This is a genomic window from Aeromonas sp. s5, assembly GCF_040907865.1.
Taxonomy (GTDB): Bacteria; Pseudomonadota; Gammaproteobacteria; order Enterobacterales; family Aeromonadaceae; genus Aeromonas; species Aeromonas dhakensis.
The window spans coordinates 1-20383 of the sequence record NZ_JBFOCO010000028.1 but is presented as its reverse complement, the minus strand read 5'-3'; the positions used below and the strand labels follow the sequence as shown (position 1 = coordinate 20383).

Here is a 20383-nt window from a genome sequence, read left to right as displayed (position 1 = left end):
GCAGGGGCCCGCAATGGGCCGTCGAACCGCCAATGTAGCCAATCAACCCCTTGTTAGCCAAGGACTTTCAGCCGTTATCAAGGCTGCGCTATCCCCATATGGAGGGGCGGCTCCGACCGCCATTGGGGCGCCTTGTCATTGTTCGGCCTTTCCTGGTGTTATTCGCCATTTTTTCGGCTCTTTACGCTATCAAAAACAGGCAACAGCAGATTCTGCTATGGATTCATGCTGGGCTGTCACATATGACAGGCAGCAATTCCGATCGCGCCAACTAGTGTAGGAGCGCTGGGCAACGGACCCGGCGTGTAATCTTCATCGACTTAAGGAAAAGACGGATGAACAAAGTCTATTTGGCCGTGGTATTGGCCTGCTGGGGAAGCGCAGCCTTGGCTGCAGAACAGGTTGACGTACATCAGGTTGCCGGCATTCAGGGAGCACCGAGCGGTGCCGCCGGCGTCAGCGCGCTGGCCGGGGATGGCGAGTTCCGCCAGGTGCGGGCAGTCAAGCTGCCAAACGGCCAGCAGCGGGTGCGCTATGAGCAGACCTGGCACGGTATCCCGGTCTGGGGTCAGGTGCTGGTGGCCGAGCAGTCCCTCGGTGGCCAGATCAGCCAGGTCTCCGGCCAGATCCTGCGCCAGATCGATGCCGATCTGGCCAGCCCGACCGCGGCCCTGTCGCCGGCCGATGCCGCCAGCAAGGCGCGGGCCGGGGCCAAGGGCAGCAACGAGCGGGTCAAGCTGTTCGTGATGCAGGATGACGCGGGTCAGGCCAAGCTGGTCTATCTGGTCTCCTGGCTGGCTGCGAGCGAAGAGCCGAGCCGTCCCTTCGTGATGATCGATGCCCAGACCGGCAACGAGCTCAAGCGCTGGGAAGGGATCAACCACAAGGATGCCACCGGCCCGGGCGGCAACATCAAGACCGGCAAATATTTCTACGGCTCCGACTTCGGCCCGCTGCAGGTGGATGACAACTGCCGCATGACCAGTGCCAACGTCGACACCCTCAACATGAATCACGCCACCACGGGCGGCACCATCCACCAGTTCACCTGCCCGGAGAACACGGTCAAGGAGATCAACGGTGCCTACTCGCCCCTCAACGATGCCCACTACTTCGGCAACGTGGTGTTCGACATGTACCGCAACTGGTACAACACGGCGCCGCTGACCTTCAAGCTGAAGATGCGGGTGCACTACAGCCGCAACTACGAGAACGCCTTCTGGGACGGCAGCCAGATGACCTTCGGTGACGGTGCCACCACCTTCTATCCGCTGGTGAGCTTGGACGTGGCAGCCCACGAGGTGAGCCACGGCTTTACCGAGCAGAACTCGGGGCTGGTTTACTCCGGTCAGTCGGGCGGTATCAACGAGGCCTTCTCCGACATGGCGGGGGAAGCGGCCGAGAACTACATGAAGGGCAGCAATGACTGGCTGGTGGGCGCCCAGATCTTCAAGGGCAATGGCTCCCTGCGCTACTTCGAGGATCCGACCCGGGATGGCCGCTCCATCGGCCACGCCAGCGACTACTATGACGGCATTGACGTGCACCACAGCTCGGGTGTCTACAACCGCGCCTTCTACCTGCTGGCCAACACCAGCGGCTGGAATACCCGCAAGGCCTTCGAAGTGTTCGTGCTGGCCAACCGTCTCTACTGGGGCGCCAACACCACCTTCGATCAGGGCGCCTGCGGCGTGACCAAGGCGGCGACCGATCTCGGTTACAGCGTGACCGACGTGGCGGCCGCCTTTACCACGGTCGGGGTCAATGCCACCTGTGGTGGCACCACTCCGCCCACTGGCAGCGTGCTGCAAAACGGGGTACCGGTGACCGGTCTCTCCGCCGCCAAGGGTGGCAAGCTGAACTTCACCATCGACGTGCCGGCCGGCAAGAGCCAGCTGGTGATCGCCAGCAGCGGCGGTACCGGCGATGCGGACCTCTATGTGAAGTTCGGCAGCGTGCCGACCAGCAGCAGCTATGACTGCCGCCCCTACAAGAGCGGCAACGCCGAGACCTGCACCCTGAACTCGCCCAAGGCGGGGACCTGGAACGTGCAGCTGAGCGCCTTCAGCGCCTTCTCCGGGGTGACCCTCAAGGCCAGCTACTGATCATCAGTGGCCGTTGACAACAGTGAAGCGCCGGACTTGTCCGGCGCTTTTTTTATGCGGGTTTGCCCGCCCAGCGGGCGGCCAGGGTGCGGGCTGCCTCCAGCACCCGCTCCTTGGCGGGGTTGGGGCGCTTGCCGCTGCGCCAGGCCATCATCACGTCCCAGTGATCCGGCGGCAGATCCACCACGTCCAGCTGCACCAGCCGGCCAAATTCCAGATCCCTGGCGATGGCGAGCGCCGGCATCAGGGTGATGAAGCCGTGTTCCAGCGCCAGCTCCCGCGCCGCGCTGGCGGGCTGGATGGCGTGCAGCGGGCTCGCCACCTGGCGCAGCAGACGCAACTGCAGGATCAGCTCGTCGCAGCCGGTGCCCCACTGTTGGGGCGCCAGTCGCTCGTTGGCGATGTCCTGCAGGGTCAGGCCCTGCCGCCCGGCCAGCGGATGGGTGGCGCAGGCCACCGCTATGATGGGGGAGCGGTAGAGCAGCTCGAGCTGGATGCCGGCGATGGCCGGACACTTGAGGATGAAGCCGACGTCGGTCTCGCCGGTCAGCAGCTCCTGCATGATGATGCCGGAGTGATCCGTGTTGCAGCGGATCTCGAAGGTCTCGTCGACCAGTGCCAGCAGCAGGGGGCCGAACACAACTGTCGTCAGGGAGGGCAGGCAGGCGAGCCGGATGCGCGGCAGCGCTGGTGCCCCCTGCATGGCCAGCCGGCCCCCTTCCAATGCGGTGAGGGCCGCGCTTGCCGCGGGCAGGAACTGCTCGCAGGCCGGGGTGGGGGTGGCGCCGCGCCGGTGGCGGCGAAACAGGGGCTGGCCCAGATCCTGTTCCAGCACGGCGATCCGCTGGCTCACCATGGGTTGCGACCAGCCGCGCACGGCCGCCGCCTTGCTGAAACTGCCGCGATTGACCACATCCAGCAGCAACTGCAGATCGTCGAGGGTCATAGCCATAAGATAATCCAATATGAAATATAGCCAGTTGTCGGCTACCACTATATCTGGCGTCCTCCCAGAATAGCAGTATCAATCGTTGTGTTTTGGCATATTGCCACACCGGCTCAGGGGTTTGCAGCACCTTGAGTCCGTTTGGTGACGGCGTCATTCGGGCGACGAGCAGCAATCGATATGAATGTCATCAGAGCAGCAGGGGACGGGTAGTCATGGTGGATCGGGCGAGGCGGTTGGGGCGGTGGTTTTTGGCGTTGGATTCCCTGTTGGTGATCCTGGGGTTCTTCGTGGTGATGCCCATGATCAGCCTGCGCTTCGTGGATCAGCTCGGCTGGGCGGCCGGTGTGGTCGGGCTGGCGCTGGGGTTGCGTCAGCTGACCCAGCAGGGGCTGGGCATTCTGGGGGGCTCGCTGGCGGACAAGTTCGGGGCGCGCCCGCTCATCGTGGGCGGCATGCTGCTGCGGGCGGCGGGTTTTGCCAGCCTGGCCTATGCCCAGAGCGGCCTTGAGCTGATCCTCTCCTGCATCATCTCGGGGCTCGGCGGCTGCCTGTTCGACCCGCCCCGGGCGGCGCTGGTGATCAAGTTCACCCGGCCGCGGGAGCGGGGTCGCTACATCTCGTTGCTGATGATGCTGGAGAGCGCCGGCGCCGTGGTGGGGGCCCTGCTCGGCAGCTGGCTGCTCAACTTCGATTTCGAATACGTCTGTCTGCTGGGGGCCGGCCTGTTTGTCTGCGCCGCCCTGTGCAACCTGCTGATCCTGCCTGCCTACAAACTCTCGGTGCGACCGACCCCGATCCGCGCCGGTCTCGGCCAGGTGCTGGCCGACAAGGCATTCTGCCGGCTGGTACTGATCCTGAGCGGCTACTACGCACTCTGGGTGCAGGTGATGCTGATCTTCCCCATCCTGGTCAAGCAGATGGCGGGCAGTACCACGGCGGTGGGCTGGATGTATACCCTGGAGACCGCCATCTCGCTGGCGCTGCTCTATCCGCTGGCACGCTATGGCGAGCGGCGCTTCAAGCTGGAGAGCCGGCTGATGGCCGGGGTGCTGCTGATGACCACCGGCATCGGGCTGGTGGCCTTTGCCAACACCCTGCCTGCGGTGTTCATGCTGCTGGCCTGCTTCTATCTGGGGATCGTCATCGCCGAGCCGGCGCGGGAGACCCTGATGACCAAGCTGGCGCAGCCGGGGGCGCGCGGCAGCTACATGGGCTTCAGCCGGCTGGGGCTGGCACTGGGGGGCATGACGGGGTATGTGGGGGGAGGTGCCCTGCATGACTACGCCATGGCTCAGGGGCAGCCCTGGTTGCCCTGGCTGGTGCTGGGCACAGTGGGTGTGACCACCTTGCTGCTGCTGGCCAACTGCTTTCATCGAGAGTCGAGTCTGGCGCGGGTCAACGTCTGAACGGGCATAAAAAAACCGGCCGCAAGCGGCCGGTAAAAAATACAGTAGGCTACAGGAAGACTTAGAAGTTGTACTGCAGGGCCACGGCGACCACGTCGTCGGTGTTCTTGCCCAGCGAGTTGGTGTGGGTGCCGTTGACGTTGTCCAGCAGGTTGATCTTGTAGTCAACGTAGGCGTTGAAGTTGTCGGTGAAGTTGTACCAGGCACCGATGGAGACGTATTCGGTGGCGGTATCATCGATGCCGCGAGCGTTGTCCTTCACGTCGGTACGCAGGTAGGCCACGGACGGCTTGAACTTGCCGAAGGCATACTGGGCCACTGCTTCGTAGCCATCCATCTTCTCGGCGTAACCGTTGAAGGTGCTGACGTACATGTGGTCTTCACCGTGGGAGTAGGTGGCCGCCAGGTAGAGGTCGCCGACGGCGTACTTGGCGCCCACGCCGTACAGTTTGGCGTTGCTGTCGCCACCGAAGGAGGCGTTGGCAGCCTGCTCGTCGGTCTTGCCGGCCTGGTTGTAGGCGGCACCCAGGCTCAGGCCCATGTCGAAGTCATAGTTGGCGGACACGGCGAAGCCTTCGGCGGAACCCTTCGGATTCCAGGTGCTGTTGGTGCCAGTCAGGTTGGAGCGATCGGCGTTCTGCGGATCGTTGTTGCCGGTGAACTGGGCACCCAGGGTCAGGCCCTGATAGGTGTAGATGTACTGAGCCAGGCCATTGGTACGACCGGTGCCGAACACTTCGGTGTCCTTGCCCAGGCCGTCACCGCCCCACTCGGGCAGCACGTCGGTGTAGTTGTTCACGGCTTTGGTGAACAGGCCGTCCTGACGACCGTAGCTGAAGGCACCGAAGCGATCGTGCTTGATGCCGGCGTAGGCATAACGCAGCTCGTCATTGTCGGAGCCGGAGGTCGGCAGGTTGTACTCGGCAAAGCCGAAGGCCTGCATCTCGGGGGCAATCTTGGTTTCGCCGGCGATGTGCAGACGCAGGTAGCTGGCGTCGCCTTCAGAACCGTTGTCATCAGTGCCGTAGTACATGCCCTGGGCGCGACCACCGATGTCGAGCTTGGTGTCGTTCTGGTTGTAAACGGTCGCGGCTTGCGCACCACCGGCCAGCAGCAGGCTGGAGATGGCCATGGTCAATGCTGTTTTTTTCATTGTTCGTTCCTCTGGTGTAAACACTGTCGGACCTGTGCTCGGCCCTGTTGATCGGTTTCTGTTCCGATAGCCCAGAGTAGCCCTGCGAACCTTGATAGAAACTGAAGCGGACAAGGATTAATTAATGGTTTGACCAGAAAGGCAGGCATAAAAAACGGCCCAGAGAGGGCCGTTTGAACATTTGTGGAATTAAATGCTGTTTAGAGCATCATGCCACCGAAGAAGAAGCCGAGCGCCACGGCGATGGCGATGGTGGCCACACCCGGTACGAAGAAGGGGTGGTTGAACACCGCCTTGCCGATGCGGGTGGAACCGGTGTCGTCCATCTCGACCGCGGCCAGCAGGGTCGGGTAGGTGGGCAGCACGAACAGGGCGCTCACGGCGGCGAAGGAGGCGATGGCGGTCAGCGGGCTGACACCCAGTGCCAGGGCGGCCGGCATCAGGGCCTTGGTGGTGGCGCCTTGTGAGTAGAGCAGCATGGCGGCGAAGAACAGCACCACGGCCAGCAGCCAGGAGTACTGGTTCAGCAGGTCGCCGGCGATGAGCTGGATGGTATCCATGTTGCCCTTCACGAAGACGTTGCCGAGCCAGGCCACACCCAGTACGCAGATACAGGCGGACATACCGGACTTGAAGGTCGGCATGTTGGTGACCTGGGTCACGTCCAGTTTGCACACCAGAGTCATGATGGTGGCCGCGGCCAGCATGATGCCCATGATGGCGCCGTCACGGGGGATCGGCGGGTTGGTGATGAGGCCCACTTTACCGGAGATGGCGGTGGCATAGGCCATCACGGCCACGATGGCGGCGATGAAGATCCAGACCGACAGCTTGGCGTAGGGTTTGATCTCGAGCTGGGTGGTACCACGCAGCTTGATCTGCCCCTTGGCCTTGCGCTCCAGGTAGACTTCGTCCTGGTCCAGCGGCTTGCCCAGCATGTTGGCGACGAAGGCACCGAGGATGCAGGCGATGAAGGTGGACGGGATGCAGATGGCCAGCAGGGTCAGGTAGTCAACACCGAACGGCTCCAGCATGCCGGAGAAGGCGACCACGGCTGCGGAGATGGGCGAGGCGGTGATGGCGATCTGGGAGGCGACGACCGCGATGGAGAGCGGACGGGAGGGGCGGATTCCCTGCTCCTTGGCCACTTCGGCGATCACCGGCAGGGTGGAGAAGGCGGTGTGACCGGTACCGGCCAGCATGGTCATCAGGTAGGTGACGACCGGGGCGGCGAAGGTGATGTATTTGGGGTTCTTGCGCAGGGCTTTTTCGGCCAGGTGCACCAGGTAGTCCATCCCGCCGGCCAGCTGCATGCAGGCGATGGCGCAGATGACGGACGCGATGATCATGATCACGTCCCAGGGGATGTAGGTGACCAGCTGATCACTCGGGATCTGCACCCCGAGGCCCCAGGTCAGCACCAGTACCCCCAAACCACCGGCAAAGCCGATGCCGATGCTGCCTATCCGGGCCCCCAGATAGATAGCGGCGAGCACGACGAGCAACTCGATTCCAATCATAGTGAACACTCCATTTTCCAGTTTTTTTAGGTTTTATTTGGCAGAAAAGCCAATTCCCGATGGGGCTGGGCAAGACCTATCGGGAACTGACTCTATGGGCCGGGATGATCCCGGCCCATTTGCTCGCTTATACGGTAGCTTCGCGGGTGTAACGCTTGGCTTTGTATTGCGGGTTCATCAGGTTCTCGATGGAGAGGATTTCGTCCAGCTGTTCGGCGGTCAGCAGGCCGCGTTCCAGCACGACTTCACGGACGTTCTTGCCGGTCTGTGCACAGATCTTGCCGACGATGTCGCCCTCGTGGTGGCCGATGAAGGGGTTCAGGTAGGTCACGATACCGATGGAGTTCAGCACGTGGTTCATGCAGATTTCCGGGTTGGCGGTGATGCCTTCCACGCACTTCTCGCGCAGGGAGATACAGGCCTTTTCCATCAGGCTCAGGGATTCGAACATCGCCTGACCGATCACCGGCTCCATGACGTTCAGCTGCAGCTGACCGGCTTCGGCGGCGAAGGTGATGGTGACGTCGTTGCCAAAGACCTTGAAGCAGGATTGGTTGACCACTTCCGGAATGACCGGGTTGACCTTGGCCGGCATGATGGAGGAGCCAGCCTGCATTTCCGGCAGGTTGATCTCTTTGAGTGCGGTGCGCGGGCCGGAGGAGAGCAGACGCAGGTCGTTACAGATCTTGGAGAGCTTCATCGCCATGCGCTTGATGGCGCCGTGCAGCATCACATAGGCGCCGCAGTCGGAGGTCGCTTCGATCAGATCTTCAGCTGGCACATAGGCGCGACCGGTGATCTCGGCCAGGCGCTTGATGGCCAGGGCGGAGTACTCGGGCGGGGTGTTGAGGCCGGTACCGATGGCGGTGGCGCCCAGGTTCACTTCCAGCAGCAGCTCCTGGCAACGCTTGATGGACTTGATCTCTTCACGCAGGGTGACGGCGAAGGCGTGGAACTCCTGACCCAGGGTCATGGGTACCGCGTCCTGCAGCTGGGTACGACCCATCTTCAGGATGTTTTTGAACTCGGCTGCCTTGGCATCGAAGGCGGCGATCAGCGCTTCCAGGGCAAACAGGGTGGTGTCGGTGCTGTTCACCACGGCAACGCGGAAACCGGTGGGGTAGGCGTCGTTGGTGGACTGGCACTTGTTGACATGGTCATTGGGGTTGATGACGTCGTAGCGGCCTTTTTCCAGACCCATCAGCTCGAGGGCGATGTTGGCCAGTACTTCGTTGGTGTTCATGTTGACGGAGGTGCCGGCACCGCCCTGGTAAACGTCGACCGGGAACTGGTCGAAGCATTTGCCGGTGTTCAGCATCAGGTCGCAGGCTTCCACGATCTTGTCTGCAATTTCAGGACGGATGGTGCCCAGCTCGCCGTTTGCCAGCGCGGCGGCCTTTTTGGTCAGCACCATGCCGCGGACGAATTCCGGAACGTCAGAAATCTTCTGAGAGCTGATCTTGAAGTTCTCGACGGCGCGCAGGGTGTGTACGCCGTAGTACATGTCGTTGGAAACTTCTTTGGTGCCCAGCAGGTCTTCTTCAATGCGGACGTTCTTGATGTCGCTCATTGTAATGCCTCAGAAATCAGATAAATGGAAACGATCCTCACCGAGTGGTCGCGAGTTCCTTACGCACGGTTCATCCTGAAGCACCACACATCGAGTGGGGCGGTTGGAGGCCTTTTTTGCCTCCTTCATTACTGGCGTCGATATTACCCCAATTGAGGTATCTGATATTAGACCTGGATCACTAAATTTGAGACAACCTCAAATAACTTGTGGTCATTAAACAGATATTGCAATCGACCGATTAACTTTGACAGAACAATGACTTCAATCACAGTCCGGAAAGCCGGTTTTTCTGCGGATCCGGCGCTGCGTCACCCTCCGCACTTGAAAAGTGCGCGCTGACCCCCATTTTAATCAACAGGAACCAATATCATGGCGGGTTGGCAGCGGCATCGACGGCTGTCTGGTCTCGCCGGCGGTTCATTCACATTCACCCGCACTGAGGTTGTTATGGGCAAGTTGTTTCTGTTGTTGGTCGGTCTGGTGGTGCTCGAGCTCACCGTGATGATCGAGGTGGGCTCCGTGATCGGCGCCTTGCCGACTGTCGGCCTGCTCATTCTGACGGCGGTACTGGGCTCCTCTCTGGTGCGCAGCGAAGGGATCAAGACCCTGTTCAATGCGCAGCAGAAGATGCAGCAGGGGGAGATGCCGGGACGTGAGGTGATGGGGGGCATGATGCTGGCGCTGGCCGGTCTGTTGCTGATCATTCCGGGCTTCGTGACCGACTTCTTCGGCATCCTGCTGCTGCAACCCTGGCTGCGCAACAAGCTGGCCGACAAGCTGATCGGCAGCAACCAGTTCAGAATGCAGATGGGCGGTTTTCAGGGCCGTCAGCAGCCGTTCGACGAGGTGCCTGGCAGTGACCAGCCGGGTCAATCCCCGCGCGCCGGTACCACCATCGAAGGGGAGTTCGAGCGCAAGGAGTAAGTGCTGCGCTCAATCCCCAGCCATCAGGGCTTGCCCTGATGGCACAACTGCTCGAAGCGGTGGCGGGCATACCACCAGGCCAGAGTGCCCGCCGCCAGGTTCGCCAGCAGGATCCCCAGATAAATCCCCTGTTCTCCCCCCAGTTTTGCCCCCAGCCAGGCTCCTGGCAGCAAGAAGACAAACAATCGCAAGCCGTTGAACAGAAAAGAGATGCTGGATGCCCTCACGCCATTCAAGGCGGATGCCAGCAGCATCACCATGCCCTGAAAGCCGTAACCGATGGGCACCAGGTGCAGATAGAGCACGATGAGGCGCACCACCTGCGGGTGATCGCTGAACAGATCGGCGATGAAGGGGGCCAGCAGCCAGGTCAGCGCGTAGACCGCCAGCTGGAACCGCAGGGCGAAGCGCATACAGAGCTGCAGCGCCGCTTTGGCGCGGGCCGGGTTGCCGGCGCCACAGTTCTGCGAGATGAAGGGAGCCAGCACCGAGGAGAGCGCCATCATCACGATGAGCAATAGGGCCTCGACTCTCGAGGCGGCACCGTAGGCGGCCACCACTTCGGTGCCCAGTCCGGCGAAGATGGTCATCAGCACCGCATTGGCCAGCGGGTTGAGCATGTTGGTGAAGGAGGCGGGCACGGCCACGTGCAGCAGGGCGCGCCAGTGGGCCAGCAGCTGCGGGCGCGGGGAGAGGCGCCAGCGCAGCAGGCCCTCGCGGTGGCGCAATATATAGAGGCTGACCAGCATGGCCATCAACCAGGAGAGGGAGGTGGCGATGGCGGCGCCGCGGATCCCCCACTCGGGAAAGGGGCCTATGCCGAAGATGAGCAGGGGATCCAGCACACCGTTGACCAGTCCGGCCACCGTCATCACCAGGCTCGGGGTCTTGGTATCGCCGGTGGCCCGGATGGCGGCATTGCCCACCATGGGCAGCACCAGCATGGGGACGGTCAGATACCAGATCAGCATGTAGTCGTAGATGAGGGCGATCAGCGCATCGCTGGCACCGAGCAGCCGGAACAGCGGGTGTATGGTGAGCGCCCCCGCCACGGCGATGAGGGTGACCAGCAGCACCGCCAGGAACAGGTTGTCGGTGGTGATGCGGGCGGCCTCTTCATGCTTGCCCTGGCCGAGGGCATGACCCATCACGGCGGAGAGGCCGGCCCCCAGCCCCATGGCCAGCGAGGTGACCACGAAGGTGACCGGAAAGGTGAAGCTGATGGCGGCCAGTGCCTGGGTGCCCAACATGCCGATGAAGAAGGTATCGACCAGGTTGAAGGCGAGGATGGCGACGATGCCGAGGATCATGGGACCCGTCATGCGCAGCAGTACGGACGTCATGGGGGCTGTCAGCAGGGGATTGGGTCGGGTCACGGGCTGGTCTCTGTACATCTGGCGGAGTTCTGGCTGCTGGCAGCACAAACCGGTTTCCTGACCGGGACTCGGGCGATCCATCGAAGACCTTCATAGTACGTGAAAATATTTTTTTTGTATTTGCCCTTGAAGGGTTAACAAACGTACCCCACATCGGAGACATATCTAATTTGGCCAGGAATGGCCATTCCTCAAAGCAACACAGAGACTCATTTTGGGAGAGTTATCGATGAAAATTCGTCCACTGCACGACCGCGTCATCATCAAGCGCATCGAAGCTGAAGCCAAATCCGCTGGCGGCATTGTCTTGACTGGTACGGCGGCCCAGAAGTCCACCCGTGGTGAAGTTCTTGCCGTGGGGACTGGCCGAATTCTGGATAATGGCGACGTCAAAGCCCTCGCCGTCAAGGTTGGTGACAAGGTGATCTTCAACGAAGGCTACGGTGTGAAGACCGAGAAGCTGGATGGTCAGGACGTGCTGATCCTGTCTGAAACCGACATCTTGGCGATTGTCGAAGAGTAATCCACCCCTTTCCCCCAAGAATTGATTGAAGGACTGAACAAAATGGCAGCTAAAGAAGTCAAGTTTGGCAACGAAGCCCGCATCAAGATGCTGGAAGGCGTCAACATCCTGGCCGATGCAGTCAAGGTGACCCTGGGCCCGAAAGGCCGCAACGTGGTGCTGGACAAATCTTTCGGCGCTCCGACCATCACCAAGGATGGCGTCTCCGTCGCTCGCGAAATCGAACTGGAAGACAAGTTCCAGAACATGGGCGCCCAGATGGTCAAGGAAGTTGCTTCCAAGGCCAACGACGCTGCCGGTGATGGTACCACCACCGCGACCGTACTGGCCCAGGCCATCGTCAACGAAGGCCTGAAGGCCGTTGCCGCCGGCATGAACCCGATGGATCTGAAGCGCGGTATCGACAAGGCCGTGGTGGCCGCCGTTGCCGAACTGCAAGCGCTGTCTCAGCCCTGCGCAGACAACAACGCCATCGCTCAGGTTGGCACCATCTCCGCCAACTCCGACGAGAAAGTCGGCAAGCTGATTGCCGAAGCCATGGACAAAGTGGGCCGTGACGGCGTCATCACTGTAGAAGACGGTCAGGGTCTGGAAGACGAGCTGGCAGTGGTTGAAGGTATGCAGTTCGACCGTGGCTACCTCTCCCCGTACTTCGTCAACAAGCCGGAAACCGGTGCCGTCGAGCTGGACGACCCCTTCATCCTGCTGGTCGACAAGAAAATCTCCAACATCCGCGAAATGCTGCCGGTGCTGGAAGGCGTGGCCAAGGCTGGCAAGCCGCTGATCATCGTCGCCGAAGACGTTGAAGGTGAAGCGCTGGCGACTCTGGTGGTCAACACCATGCGTGGCATCGTGAAAGTGGCTGCCGTCAAGGCGCCGGGCTTCGGTGACCGTCGCAAGGCCATGCTGCAGGATATCGCCATCCTGACTGGCGGTACCGTGATCTCCGAAGAAGTGGGCATGGAGCTGGAAAAAGCGACCCTGGAAGACCTGGGCCGTGCCAAGCGCATCGTCATCACCAAAGAGAACACCACCATCATCGATGGCGTGGGTGATGCAGGCCTGATCGAGAGCCGTGTAGCCCAGATCCGTCAGCAGATCGAAGAGACCTCTTCCGACTACGACCGTGAGAAGCTGCAAGAGCGCGTAGCCAAACTGGCTGGCGGCGTTGCGGTGATCAAGGTGGGTGCTGCCACTGAAGTCGAGATGAAAGAGAAGAAAGCACGCGTCGACGATGCCCTGCACGCGACTCGCGCTGCAGTGGAAGAAGGCGTGGTTGCCGGTGGTGGTGTGGCGCTGGTGCGTGTTGCTGCCAAACTGACCGGTCTGCGTGGCGACAACGAAGACCAGAACGTGGGTATCAAGGTTGCCCTGCGCGCCATGGAAGCTCCGCTGCGTCAAATCGTCATCAACGCCGGTGAAGAGGCCTCCGTCATCGCCAACGCGGTGAAGAACGGCGAAGGCAACTATGGCTACAACGCCTACACCGAACAGTACGGCGACATGCTGGCCATGGGCATCCTGGATCCGACCAAGGTGACTCGTTCTGCCCTGCAGTTTGCCTCTTCCGTTGCCGGTCTGATGATCACCACCGAGTGCATGGTCTCCGAGCTGCCGAAGAAAGATACCCCTGCCATGCCTGACATGGGTGGCATGGGTGGCATGGGCATGATGTAATTCGGCCAGTGTTACCAAACGGCTCGCTTTTGCGGGCCGTTTTTTTTTGTGGCGACTAGACTGAGTCTATTGTCAGTGACTTTATCCGAGGTGAACATGCGTGTACTGGGTTTGATTTCATTACTGTTTTCTCTGGCCATGCCGGCAATGGCGCTGGAAACGCCGCAAGGTCCCGTCATCCTGAAGGTGACCGGCAATGTACAACCGGCGGAAGCGACCGAAGGGGTGGTCTCCTTCGATCTGGCGATGCTCAAGGCATTGCCGCAGCACGAGATAGTGACCGCCAACCCCTGGGTCGACAAACCGCACAAATATGTGGGCCCCAAGCTGGCCGATGTGCTGGCCGCTGTCGGTGCGGATGGCAAGGCGATCACCCTGACCGCATTGAACAGTTTTCAGATCAGGATCAACTGGGATAAGGTCAAGCAATACGACCCTATTCTGGCCTGGCAAGATGATGGGGTCACCATGCGGGTACGGAATAAGGGACCGCTTTGGTTTATCCTACCGCTGGATCAATATCCCGAGCTGAAACGCTCGGAGTTTACCGACATGATGATTTGGCAATTGAATGCCATTGATATTCAGCATTGATGTAGTTGCTTCTGGGAGCACGAGTGAAAGCAAAGACCAAGGCGTGGCCTTTACTCATCGTTCTTTATCTATCCATCCTGCTGTTCACCGGGAGCACTCTGTATTGCCTTGCACAAATACAGAATGCGACCCGGGTGATGGAAAAGTATACCTATGACGTCTCCTGGGCCCTGATGCAGTTGCAACTGGAGTTGGGGCGCTTCCTCAACTCCGTCGAGATTTACCATTATGGCGGCATCGATCACGATACCCTGATGTTGCGCTACGACATCCTCTGGAGCCGCACCCCCATCCTGCTCAGCGGCCAGCTGCGTCAGAGCATGAAGGACAAGCAGAAGACTCTGCGGCTTGTGCAGTTGATCGAAAGCAATATCCGCGAGATGGAGCCCAACATCACCAACCTGAAGTCGGGAACGCCGGATTATCAGCAGATCATGATGCGACTGTCGCCTCTGCAGGAACCACTCTCCTATTCCCTCGCCTCCGTGATGCAGAAGAACATCAATGTCTATTCGGGCAATGACAAGCGCTTCGGCCAGTTGCGCAATGCCCTGCTGTTCATGGTATCCGGGCTGGTGTTGTCGGTGATGCTGCTGAGCGGTCTGCTGATCCGCGAGGCGCGCCGCCATTTCAGAGTGGCACGGATAGATCCCCTGACCGGGCTCTCCAATCGTCTGGCCCTGCTTGAGAAGATGGAATCCTACGCCAGCAAGGAGACGCCGTTTGGTCTGGTGCTGGTGGACATCAATGACTTTCGCGACATCAACAGCAAGTTCGGTTACAACACCGGTGACTTCCTGTTGCAGGAGCTGGCGAAACGGATGCGCGGCCTGTGTGAAAACGGTGAGTGGGTGGCCAGGCTTGGCGGTGACCAGTTCGCCATGATCCAGCGCGAGAGCAGTGATCTGCGTCAGGTGAGGGAGCTGGTAGCCCGTCTGCTGCACGCGCTCAAGCAGGACATCATCATCGACAACTATCCATTCCGGCTGGAGGTGGGCATCGGCATCGCCTTCTTCCCGATGGACAGCAAACAGGCCCAGGAACTGCTCAGCCGGGCCGAGCAGGCACTGTTCCACAGCCGCAAGACCCATGTGCCATACGTCATCTACGACAGCTCGCTGCTCAATGAGACGGCGCGTCGCAAGCATCTGGCCAGCGACATGATCATGGCGCTGGAGCACAATGCGCTCGAGCTCTACTATCAGCCCATCGTCAACCTGGAAAGCGGCCGTTGCGAGGCGGTCGAGGCCCTGCTGCGCTGGCGTCACCCTGAGCTTGGTTTCATCCCGCCCAACGAGGTGATCCAGGTCGCCGAAGAGTTTCAGCTGGCCGAAAAGCTGGGTAGCTGGGTGCTGAACACCGCCTGTGAGCAGCTCTATCAATGGCAGCAGCTGGGCCTGGTGGATTTGCAGATGTGCGTGAACATCTCTCCCGGCATGTATCAGCGCAACCTGTTGAAACTGGTGGCCAAGGCACTGATGGACCACCATATCCCGGCTGCCAGTCTGGTGCTGGAAGTGACGGAAGACACCACCATGCGCGAGGTGAAAAACTCCCTGCAGCTGATGCAGGATCTCAACCAGCAAGGGGTACAGCTGGCGCTGGATGACTTTGGGACGGGCTACTCGTCCCTCAGTTATCTGCAGAAACTGCCGGTCAGCAAGGTGAAGATCGATCGCTCCTTCATTCAGGGGATCGATACCTCCATCGAAGCGTCCGAGCTGGTCGCCAACATCTGCCGGATGGGCTCCATGCTGGGCAAGAGTCTGGTGTGCGAAGGGATCGAAACCCAGGCCCAGCTCGACGTGCTGCGCACTTTGACCGACATCCATCTCTATGGTCAGGGTTATCTGTTCAGCCGTCCCGAGCAGGCGGAGAAGGTCTATCAGACCCTGCTGGAGATGGAAGAGGAGTGGCTGGAGCGGCGTCAGCCCGACAAGGCGTATTTAATTTAGCCAAAGTGCTCATGTCTGGCCTAAGATGGCCGATAGTCTTAGGGCAGGAGGTACACCATGGATATATCTAGTTCTGCATCTGCGTCATTTGGTTCTGCATTGATGACGGCCAGCCTGGCCAAGAAACAGCAGACCCAAGAAGGTGAATCTGCATTGAAACTGCTGCAAACAGCAGCTCAATCAGCACCGGTTGCACCGACATCGGCCAACGCTTCTCTGGGAAGTAAAATCGATATTCGCGTCTGACCCTAACGAAAAAGCCCCCATCTCGTCGATGGGGGCTTTTTTATGTCTGCGATATCGCGATGTCTCTCTTGGCTCAGACCGGAAAAGGGGCTGGTGCCTCGAAGGTCATCCGCTCGCCGCTGCGCGGGTGGCTGATGGTCAGGCTTGCTGCATGCAGATAGAGGTGCGGTGCCGCCGCCAGTGCCTCCGGATTGGCGTAGAGGTTATCCCCCAGAATGGGGTGCCCCAGCTCCAGCATATGAACCCGTAGCTGATGGGAGCGACCGGTAATGGGGGTCAGCTTGATCAGGCTGTTGCCATTTTCCACCTTCAGCTTCTGCCACAAGGTCAGGGCGTGACGCCCCTCCTCAAAGTCCACCTTCTGCTTCGGGCGGTTGGGCCAGTCGACGCAGAGCGGCAGATCCACTTCACCCGCATCCAGTTCCGGCTCGCCCCACACCCAGGCCAGATAGTGCTTCTCGGTTTCCCGCTCGCGGAATTGCCGGCTCAGCTCCCGGTGAGAGTTGGGATTGAGGGGGATCACCAGCACGCCTGTGGTCGCCATGTCGAGACGATGGGCTGCCGCCGCCTTGGGGTGCTGTTGCTTCACCCGATGGAGCACGCTGTCTTCATTCTCGGGGCCGCGCCCGGGGACGCTCAGCAGGCCAGTGGGCTTGTTGACCACCATGATGTCCTTGTCCTTGAACAGGATATCGAGCCAGGGTTCCAGGGGCGGTGAGTATACAAACATAGCGTCTCGCATCTTTGGTCAAAGCGGGGGCAAGCCCCCATCAGTTATGGATTACCACGATAAAAGTGCATGGCAGCCAACTCGCGTTGGGTCTGGTCGTTATCAACCAGACGATGCTTTCACAGTTTTATCAGTTATGGGTAACCACGATAAAGCGGATGGCATCCAGCTTGAGTTGGGTCTGGTCGATCAGGTGGTGCAATTCTGCCTGCAGATTGCGCAGATAATCCAGTTCGCTGTCGCGCACGTTCGGGTTGACTGCCTTGAGCGCCTCCAGACGATCGAGATCATGCTGCAGAGTTTGCGCCATCTGAGTACGGGCCTGGTCGACAATATTCGCCTTCAGTCCTTCGGCAATCGCCTGGCCCTGGCCAATCAGACCGTGGATCACTGGCTGGGAAGCGGTGACCAGCTTGCTGCCCAGGTGGCGGTTGACTGGCGTCAGCTGGCGGTTGAAGGCATCGAAGGCCACCTTCTCACCTAGGTTGTTGCCGTTCTTGTCCATCAGCAGCCGGATCGGCGTCGGTGGCATGAAGCGGTAGAGCTGGGGATGGGCCGCAGACTCGGCGACGAAAATCAGCTCCAACAGGATGGAGCCGACCGGCAGCGCCTTGTTTTTGAGCAGAGCTACCGAGGTGGCACCGATCTCGGAGCCGAGGATCAGGTCGATACCGCCGCGCATCATGGGGTGATCCCAGGAGAGGAACGACATGTCGTCCCGCGACAGGGCGGTGGTGCGATCAAAGGTGATGGTCATGCCGTCTTGCGGCAGTCCCGGGAAGCTCGGCACCAGCATGTGGTCGCCCGGCATCAGCACCAGTGCGTTCTCACCGCGATCATCCTGATTGACGCCGATCTCGTCGAACATCTTGAGGGCGAAGGAGATCATGCCGGTGTCGTCATCTTCGGCGGCCAGCTTCTCGACCAGCTGCTGGGCGGCTTCGCCACCGCTGGAGTGGATCTCAAGCAGACGATCGCGGCCCTGTTCCAGTTTGGCCTTGAGGGGCTCGTGCAACTCGCGGGTGCGGGTCAGCAGTGCTTCGAGGGTCGCCTGCTCACCGGTGTTGGCGGCCAGCAGCTCGAACAGCTCGTCACGCACCGCTTCAAACACCGGGCGGGCGGTCGGGCAGGTCTGCTCGAACGCATCGAGGCCATCGTGATACCAGAGTTGCAGGGCGCGCTGGGAAGTGCCCTCCAGATAGGGAACGTGGATCTCGACGGTGTTCTGCTGGCCGATGCGATCGAGACGGCCGATTCGCTGCTCCAGTAGATCCGGGTTGAGGGGCAGGTCGAACAGCACTAGATGGCTGGCAAACTGGAAGTTGCGACCCTCGGAGCCGATCTCGGAGCAGAGCAGCACCTGGGCGCCCCCCTCAGCTTGAGCGAAATAGGCGGACGCCTTGTCCCGCTCGAGGATCGACATCCCCTCGTGGAAGACGGCTGCGCGGATCCCCTCGCGGGTACGCACGGCCTCTTCCAGCGCGATGGCGGTGGCCGCTTCGGAGCAGATCACCAGTATCTTCTGCTGACGGGCAGAGATCAGCAACTCAAGCAGCCAGTCGACGCGCGGGTCAAACTGGGTCCAGCTGGCGTTGTCGCCTTCAAACTGCTGGAAGATCTTCTCGGGGTAGAGGTAGCGCAGGGCACGGGTCTGCAGATCGCCGCCGTTGCCACCCATCATGCCCATCACCTTGATGGCGGTCTTGTACTGCTCCGGCAACGGCATGGGGTAGACGTTGAGATGACGCTCGGGGAAGCCCTGAATGTTGGCGCGACTGTTGCGAAACAGCACGCGGCCGGTGCCGTGCTGATCCAGCAGCTTGGCAACTGCCTGCTGACGGGCGGCCGCATCAGTGAGATCCAGCCCATCCAGCTGGCCTGCTAGGGTCTGTTTGGCGGCTTCGCTCAGGGCCTCACCATCCAGTAACTCCTGGGCGGCACTGGCGACTTGGCCATAGGCTTGCTCCTCGGCGAGGAAGGCCTCGTAGTCGTAGAAGCGCTCGGGGTCGAGCAGGCGCAGACGGGCAAAGTGGCTCTGGTGGCCCAGCTGATCCGGGGTCGCGGTCAGCAGCAGCACACCCGGCACCTGTTCGGCCAGCGCTTCCACCATTTCATAGGCACGGCTCGGCGCCTCTTCGCTCCACTCCAGGTGATGTGCCTCGTCGACGACCAGCAGATCCCATTCGGCTTCCAGCAACTGTTCGAAGCGGCGGCGCTTCTTGCGCAGGAAATCGAGGCTGCAGATCACCAGCTGTTCGGTTTCGAAGGGGTTTTCCGCATCGGCAAAGGCCTCGATGCAGCGCTCCTCGTCAAACAGGGAGAAGTGCAGGTTGAAACGGCGCAGCATTTCGACCAGCCACTGGTGCTGGAGCGTTTCGGGCAGCAGGATCAACACGCGATGGGCGCGGCCGGAGAGCAGTTGCTGATGAATGATCATGCCCGCTTCAATGGTCTTGCCGAGGCCCACCTCGTCGGCCAGCAGTACGCGCGGGGCATAACGGTGACCTACTTCATGGGCGATATAGAGTTGGTGCGGGATCAGGCTGACCCGGCCACCGGCCAGACCGCGGGTCGGATTGCGACGACGTTTGTGCTGGTTGACCAGCGCTTCGTAGCGCAGGGTAAAGCGGGACATCCGGTCGATCTGGCCGGCGAACAGGCGATCCTGTGGCTTGTTGAACTTGATGAAGTTGTTGAGAAACACTTCCTTGAGGGCAACCGGCTCATCATTGTCGGTGCGAACACCTACATATATAAGCAGGCCATCTTTCTCCTGCACTTCATCGACAATCATGGTCCAGTCTTCGTGACTGGCGATCTGATCGCCCACATTGAAGCTGACCCGGGTGACCGGCGCCTCTTCTTTGGCATACATGCGGTTTTCACCGGTAGCCGGAAACAACAGGGTAACCATGCGTCCTTCAACAGCAACGACAGTCCCCAAACCCAGATCCGTCTCTGTATCACTAATCCAACGCTGGCCAAGTGCAAAAGGCATTAAACTCTCCAAAGCCCAAGAGTGTGTGAATCGCAAAGGGGCGCTATGTTACCCGAAGGCGTGAGCGCGATCACCATGGATATGGCGATGGTGGCAGCCATTTCATCCTGCTGTGGATCCAGCTCTTGCCCTGTATGATTGAAGATAGATGGCGTTGACTACGGGCGAGGAAATTGCTGGATTAAGCGACTTTTTGATTGATTGTTGAGCGGTTGAACGATTTATTCGAATTTAATGCGAATTGTCGCTTGCAAGCGTGATCCAGATCCCTATAATGCGCCTCCATCGACACGGCAAGCGGCAACGCAGAAAGCCAAGTCGGTAGCCTCGAAAAGCCTTTGCAAATAAGGCTTGACTCGAGACGGCGGTTGAGTGGAATGCCACTCCCGCAGCAGCCAAAAGCTGCGTCGCTCTTTAACAATTTGAATCAAGCAATCTGTGTGGGCACTCACAGCATCGAGCATCAAAAACAATTTTTGATTTTCAATGTCTGATGAAGTGACCAAAGCAACTTTTAAGTTGCAGCAGTTAATTCAGCAATTCATTGAGCCGCCTTAATTGGCAACCAAACTTAAATTGAAGAGTTTGATCATGGCTCAGATTGAACGCTGGCGGCAGGCCTAACACATGCAAGTCGAGCGGCAGCGGGAAAGT

15 protein-coding genes and 1 rRNA gene are annotated in these 20383 nt (G+C 60.1%); 9 read left to right on the top strand and 7 right to left on the bottom strand.

All coding sequences use genetic code 11. The features are described from left to right. Positions 1-335 precede the first annotated feature (335 nt). Positions 336-2105: a M4 family metallopeptidase gene (locus AB5Y94_RS16520; protein WP_005309492.1), complete on the top strand. Its 1770-nt coding sequence runs from the start codon at positions 336-338 to the stop codon at positions 2103-2105. Between the two features lie 52 nt (positions 2106-2157). On the opposite strand, the gene AB5Y94_RS16515 is transcribed toward AB5Y94_RS16520, so the two are convergent. Continuing rightward, a complete protein-coding gene (locus AB5Y94_RS16515; protein WP_181969334.1) occupies positions 2158-3057 on the bottom strand; it encodes a LysR family transcriptional regulator in 900 nt (299 codons plus the stop codon). Between the two features lie 209 nt (positions 3058-3266). Between AB5Y94_RS16515 and mdtH the strand changes: the two genes are divergently transcribed. Beyond that, positions 3267-4460: a multidrug efflux MFS transporter MdtH gene (mdtH, locus tag AB5Y94_RS16510; RefSeq protein ID WP_017785680.1), complete on the top strand. Its 1194-nt coding sequence runs from the start codon at positions 3267-3269 to the stop codon at positions 4458-4460. Between the two features lie 61 nt (positions 4461-4521). On the opposite strand, the gene AB5Y94_RS16505 is transcribed toward mdtH, so the two are convergent. From AB5Y94_RS16505 to aspA, 3 genes are all read right to left on the bottom strand, one after another. After that, positions 4522-5613 carry a porin gene (locus AB5Y94_RS16505; protein WP_368206187.1) on the bottom strand — a complete coding sequence of 364 codons (1092 nt, stop codon included), beginning with the start codon at positions 5611-5613 and terminating at the stop codon, positions 4522-4524. 200 nt (positions 5614-5813) lie between these two features. Next, positions 5814-7133, bottom strand: coding sequence for an anaerobic C4-dicarboxylate transporter (locus tag AB5Y94_RS16500; protein WP_005309503.1), 1320 nt, complete (start codon positions 7131-7133; stop codon positions 5814-5816). Positions 7134-7260: 127 nt separating this feature from the next. Then, positions 7261-8703, bottom strand: a complete 1443-nt coding sequence (gene aspA, locus AB5Y94_RS16495) for an aspartate ammonia-lyase (protein WP_005309505.1) — start codon at positions 8701-8703, stop codon at positions 7261-7263. Positions 8704-9153: 450 nt separating this feature from the next. Here aspA and AB5Y94_RS16490 point away from each other — a divergent pair, with 450 nt between their 5' ends. Then, entirely contained in the window at positions 9154-9630 is a 477-nt protein-coding gene (locus tag AB5Y94_RS16490) for an FxsA family protein (RefSeq protein ID WP_019839814.1), read from the top strand. 23 nt (positions 9631-9653) lie between these two features. Here AB5Y94_RS16490 and AB5Y94_RS16485 read toward each other — a convergent pair whose 3' ends face one another. Further along, a complete protein-coding gene (locus tag AB5Y94_RS16485) occupies positions 9654-11054 on the bottom strand; it encodes an MATE family efflux transporter (protein ID WP_368206197.1) in 1401 nt (466 codons plus the stop codon). Positions 11055-11235: 181 nt separating this feature from the next. Here AB5Y94_RS16485 and AB5Y94_RS16480 point away from each other — a divergent pair, with 181 nt between their 5' ends. The 5 genes from AB5Y94_RS16480 to AB5Y94_RS16460 all read left to right on the top strand — a co-directional run bounded on the left by AB5Y94_RS16480 (position 11236) and on the right by AB5Y94_RS16460 (position 16001). Beyond that, positions 11236-11529 (top strand): co-chaperone GroES, encoded by a 294-nt coding sequence (locus tag AB5Y94_RS16480; RefSeq protein ID WP_005309514.1) that lies wholly within the window; start codon positions 11236-11238, stop codon positions 11527-11529. Positions 11530-11571: 42 nt separating this feature from the next. Beyond that, positions 11572-13206 (top strand): chaperonin GroEL, encoded by a 1635-nt coding sequence (groL, locus tag AB5Y94_RS16475; protein ID WP_005309517.1) that lies wholly within the window; start codon positions 11572-11574, stop codon positions 13204-13206. Positions 13207-13302: 96 nt separating this feature from the next. Then, entirely contained in the window at positions 13303-13800 is a 498-nt protein-coding gene (locus tag AB5Y94_RS16470; protein WP_368206186.1) for a molybdopterin-binding oxidoreductase, read from the top strand. A 23-nt stretch (positions 13801-13823) separates the two neighbouring features. Continuing rightward, positions 13824-15755, top strand: a complete 1932-nt coding sequence (locus AB5Y94_RS16465) for a bifunctional diguanylate cyclase/phosphodiesterase (protein WP_017785684.1) — start codon at positions 13824-13826, stop codon at positions 15753-15755. A 57-nt stretch (positions 15756-15812) separates the two neighbouring features. Further along, entirely contained in the window at positions 15813-16001 is a 189-nt protein-coding gene (locus tag AB5Y94_RS16460; RefSeq protein ID WP_080628999.1) for a hypothetical protein, read from the top strand. 73 nt (positions 16002-16074) lie between these two features. Here AB5Y94_RS16460 and rluA read toward each other — a convergent pair whose 3' ends face one another. Both rluA and rapA read right to left on the bottom strand, forming a co-directional pair. Continuing rightward, positions 16075-16731, bottom strand: a complete 657-nt coding sequence (gene rluA / locus AB5Y94_RS16455; RefSeq protein ID WP_005309526.1) for a bifunctional tRNA pseudouridine(32) synthase/23S rRNA pseudouridine(746) synthase RluA — start codon at positions 16729-16731, stop codon at positions 16075-16077. 130 nt (positions 16732-16861) lie between these two features. Then, positions 16862-19729 (bottom strand): RNA polymerase-associated protein RapA, encoded by a 2868-nt coding sequence (rapA, locus tag AB5Y94_RS16450; protein WP_368206185.1) that lies wholly within the window; start codon positions 19727-19729, stop codon positions 16862-16864. 573 nt (positions 19730-20302) lie between these two features. Between rapA and AB5Y94_RS16445 the strand changes: the two genes are divergently transcribed. Next, positions 20303-20383: ribosomal RNA gene (locus AB5Y94_RS16445) — 16S ribosomal RNA — on the top strand; the annotation flags it as partial.

Excerpts from the sequence above, each read along its gene's own strand:
- AB5Y94_RS16480 (WP_005309514.1), top strand. The coding sequence starts at position 11,236 with ATGAAAATTCGTCCACTGCACGACCGCGTCATCATCAAGCGCATCGAA.
- rapA (WP_368206185.1), bottom strand. The coding sequence starts at position 19,729 with ATGCCTTTTGCACTTGGCCAGCGTTGGATTAGTGATACAGAGACGGAT.
- AB5Y94_RS16515 (WP_181969334.1), bottom strand. The coding sequence starts at position 3,057 with ATGGCTATGACCCTCGACGATCTGCAGTTGCTGCTGGATGTGGTCAAT.
- AB5Y94_RS16520 (WP_005309492.1), top strand. The coding sequence starts at position 336 with ATGAACAAAGTCTATTTGGCCGTGGTATTGGCCTGCTGGGGAAGCGCA.
- aspA (WP_005309505.1), bottom strand. The coding sequence starts at position 8,703 with ATGAGCGACATCAAGAACGTCCGCATTGAAGAAGACCTGCTGGGCACC.
- mdtH (WP_017785680.1), top strand. The coding sequence starts at position 3,267 with ATGGTGGATCGGGCGAGGCGGTTGGGGCGGTGGTTTTTGGCGTTGGAT.
- AB5Y94_RS16500 (WP_005309503.1), bottom strand. The coding sequence starts at position 7,133 with ATGATTGGAATCGAGTTGCTCGTCGTGCTCGCCGCTATCTATCTGGGG.
- AB5Y94_RS16505 (WP_368206187.1), bottom strand. The coding sequence starts at position 5,613 with ATGAAAAAAACAGCATTGACCATGGCCATCTCCAGCCTGCTGCTGGCC.
- rluA (WP_005309526.1), bottom strand. The coding sequence starts at position 16,731 with ATGTTTGTATACTCACCGCCCCTGGAACCCTGGCTCGATATCCTGTTC.
- AB5Y94_RS16470 (WP_368206186.1), top strand. The coding sequence starts at position 13,303 with ATGCGTGTACTGGGTTTGATTTCATTACTGTTTTCTCTGGCCATGCCG.
- AB5Y94_RS16460 (WP_080628999.1), top strand. The coding sequence starts at position 15,813 with ATGGATATATCTAGTTCTGCATCTGCGTCATTTGGTTCTGCATTGATG.
- AB5Y94_RS16490 (WP_019839814.1), top strand. The coding sequence starts at position 9,154 with ATGGGCAAGTTGTTTCTGTTGTTGGTCGGTCTGGTGGTGCTCGAGCTC.
- groL (WP_005309517.1), top strand. The coding sequence starts at position 11,572 with ATGGCAGCTAAAGAAGTCAAGTTTGGCAACGAAGCCCGCATCAAGATG.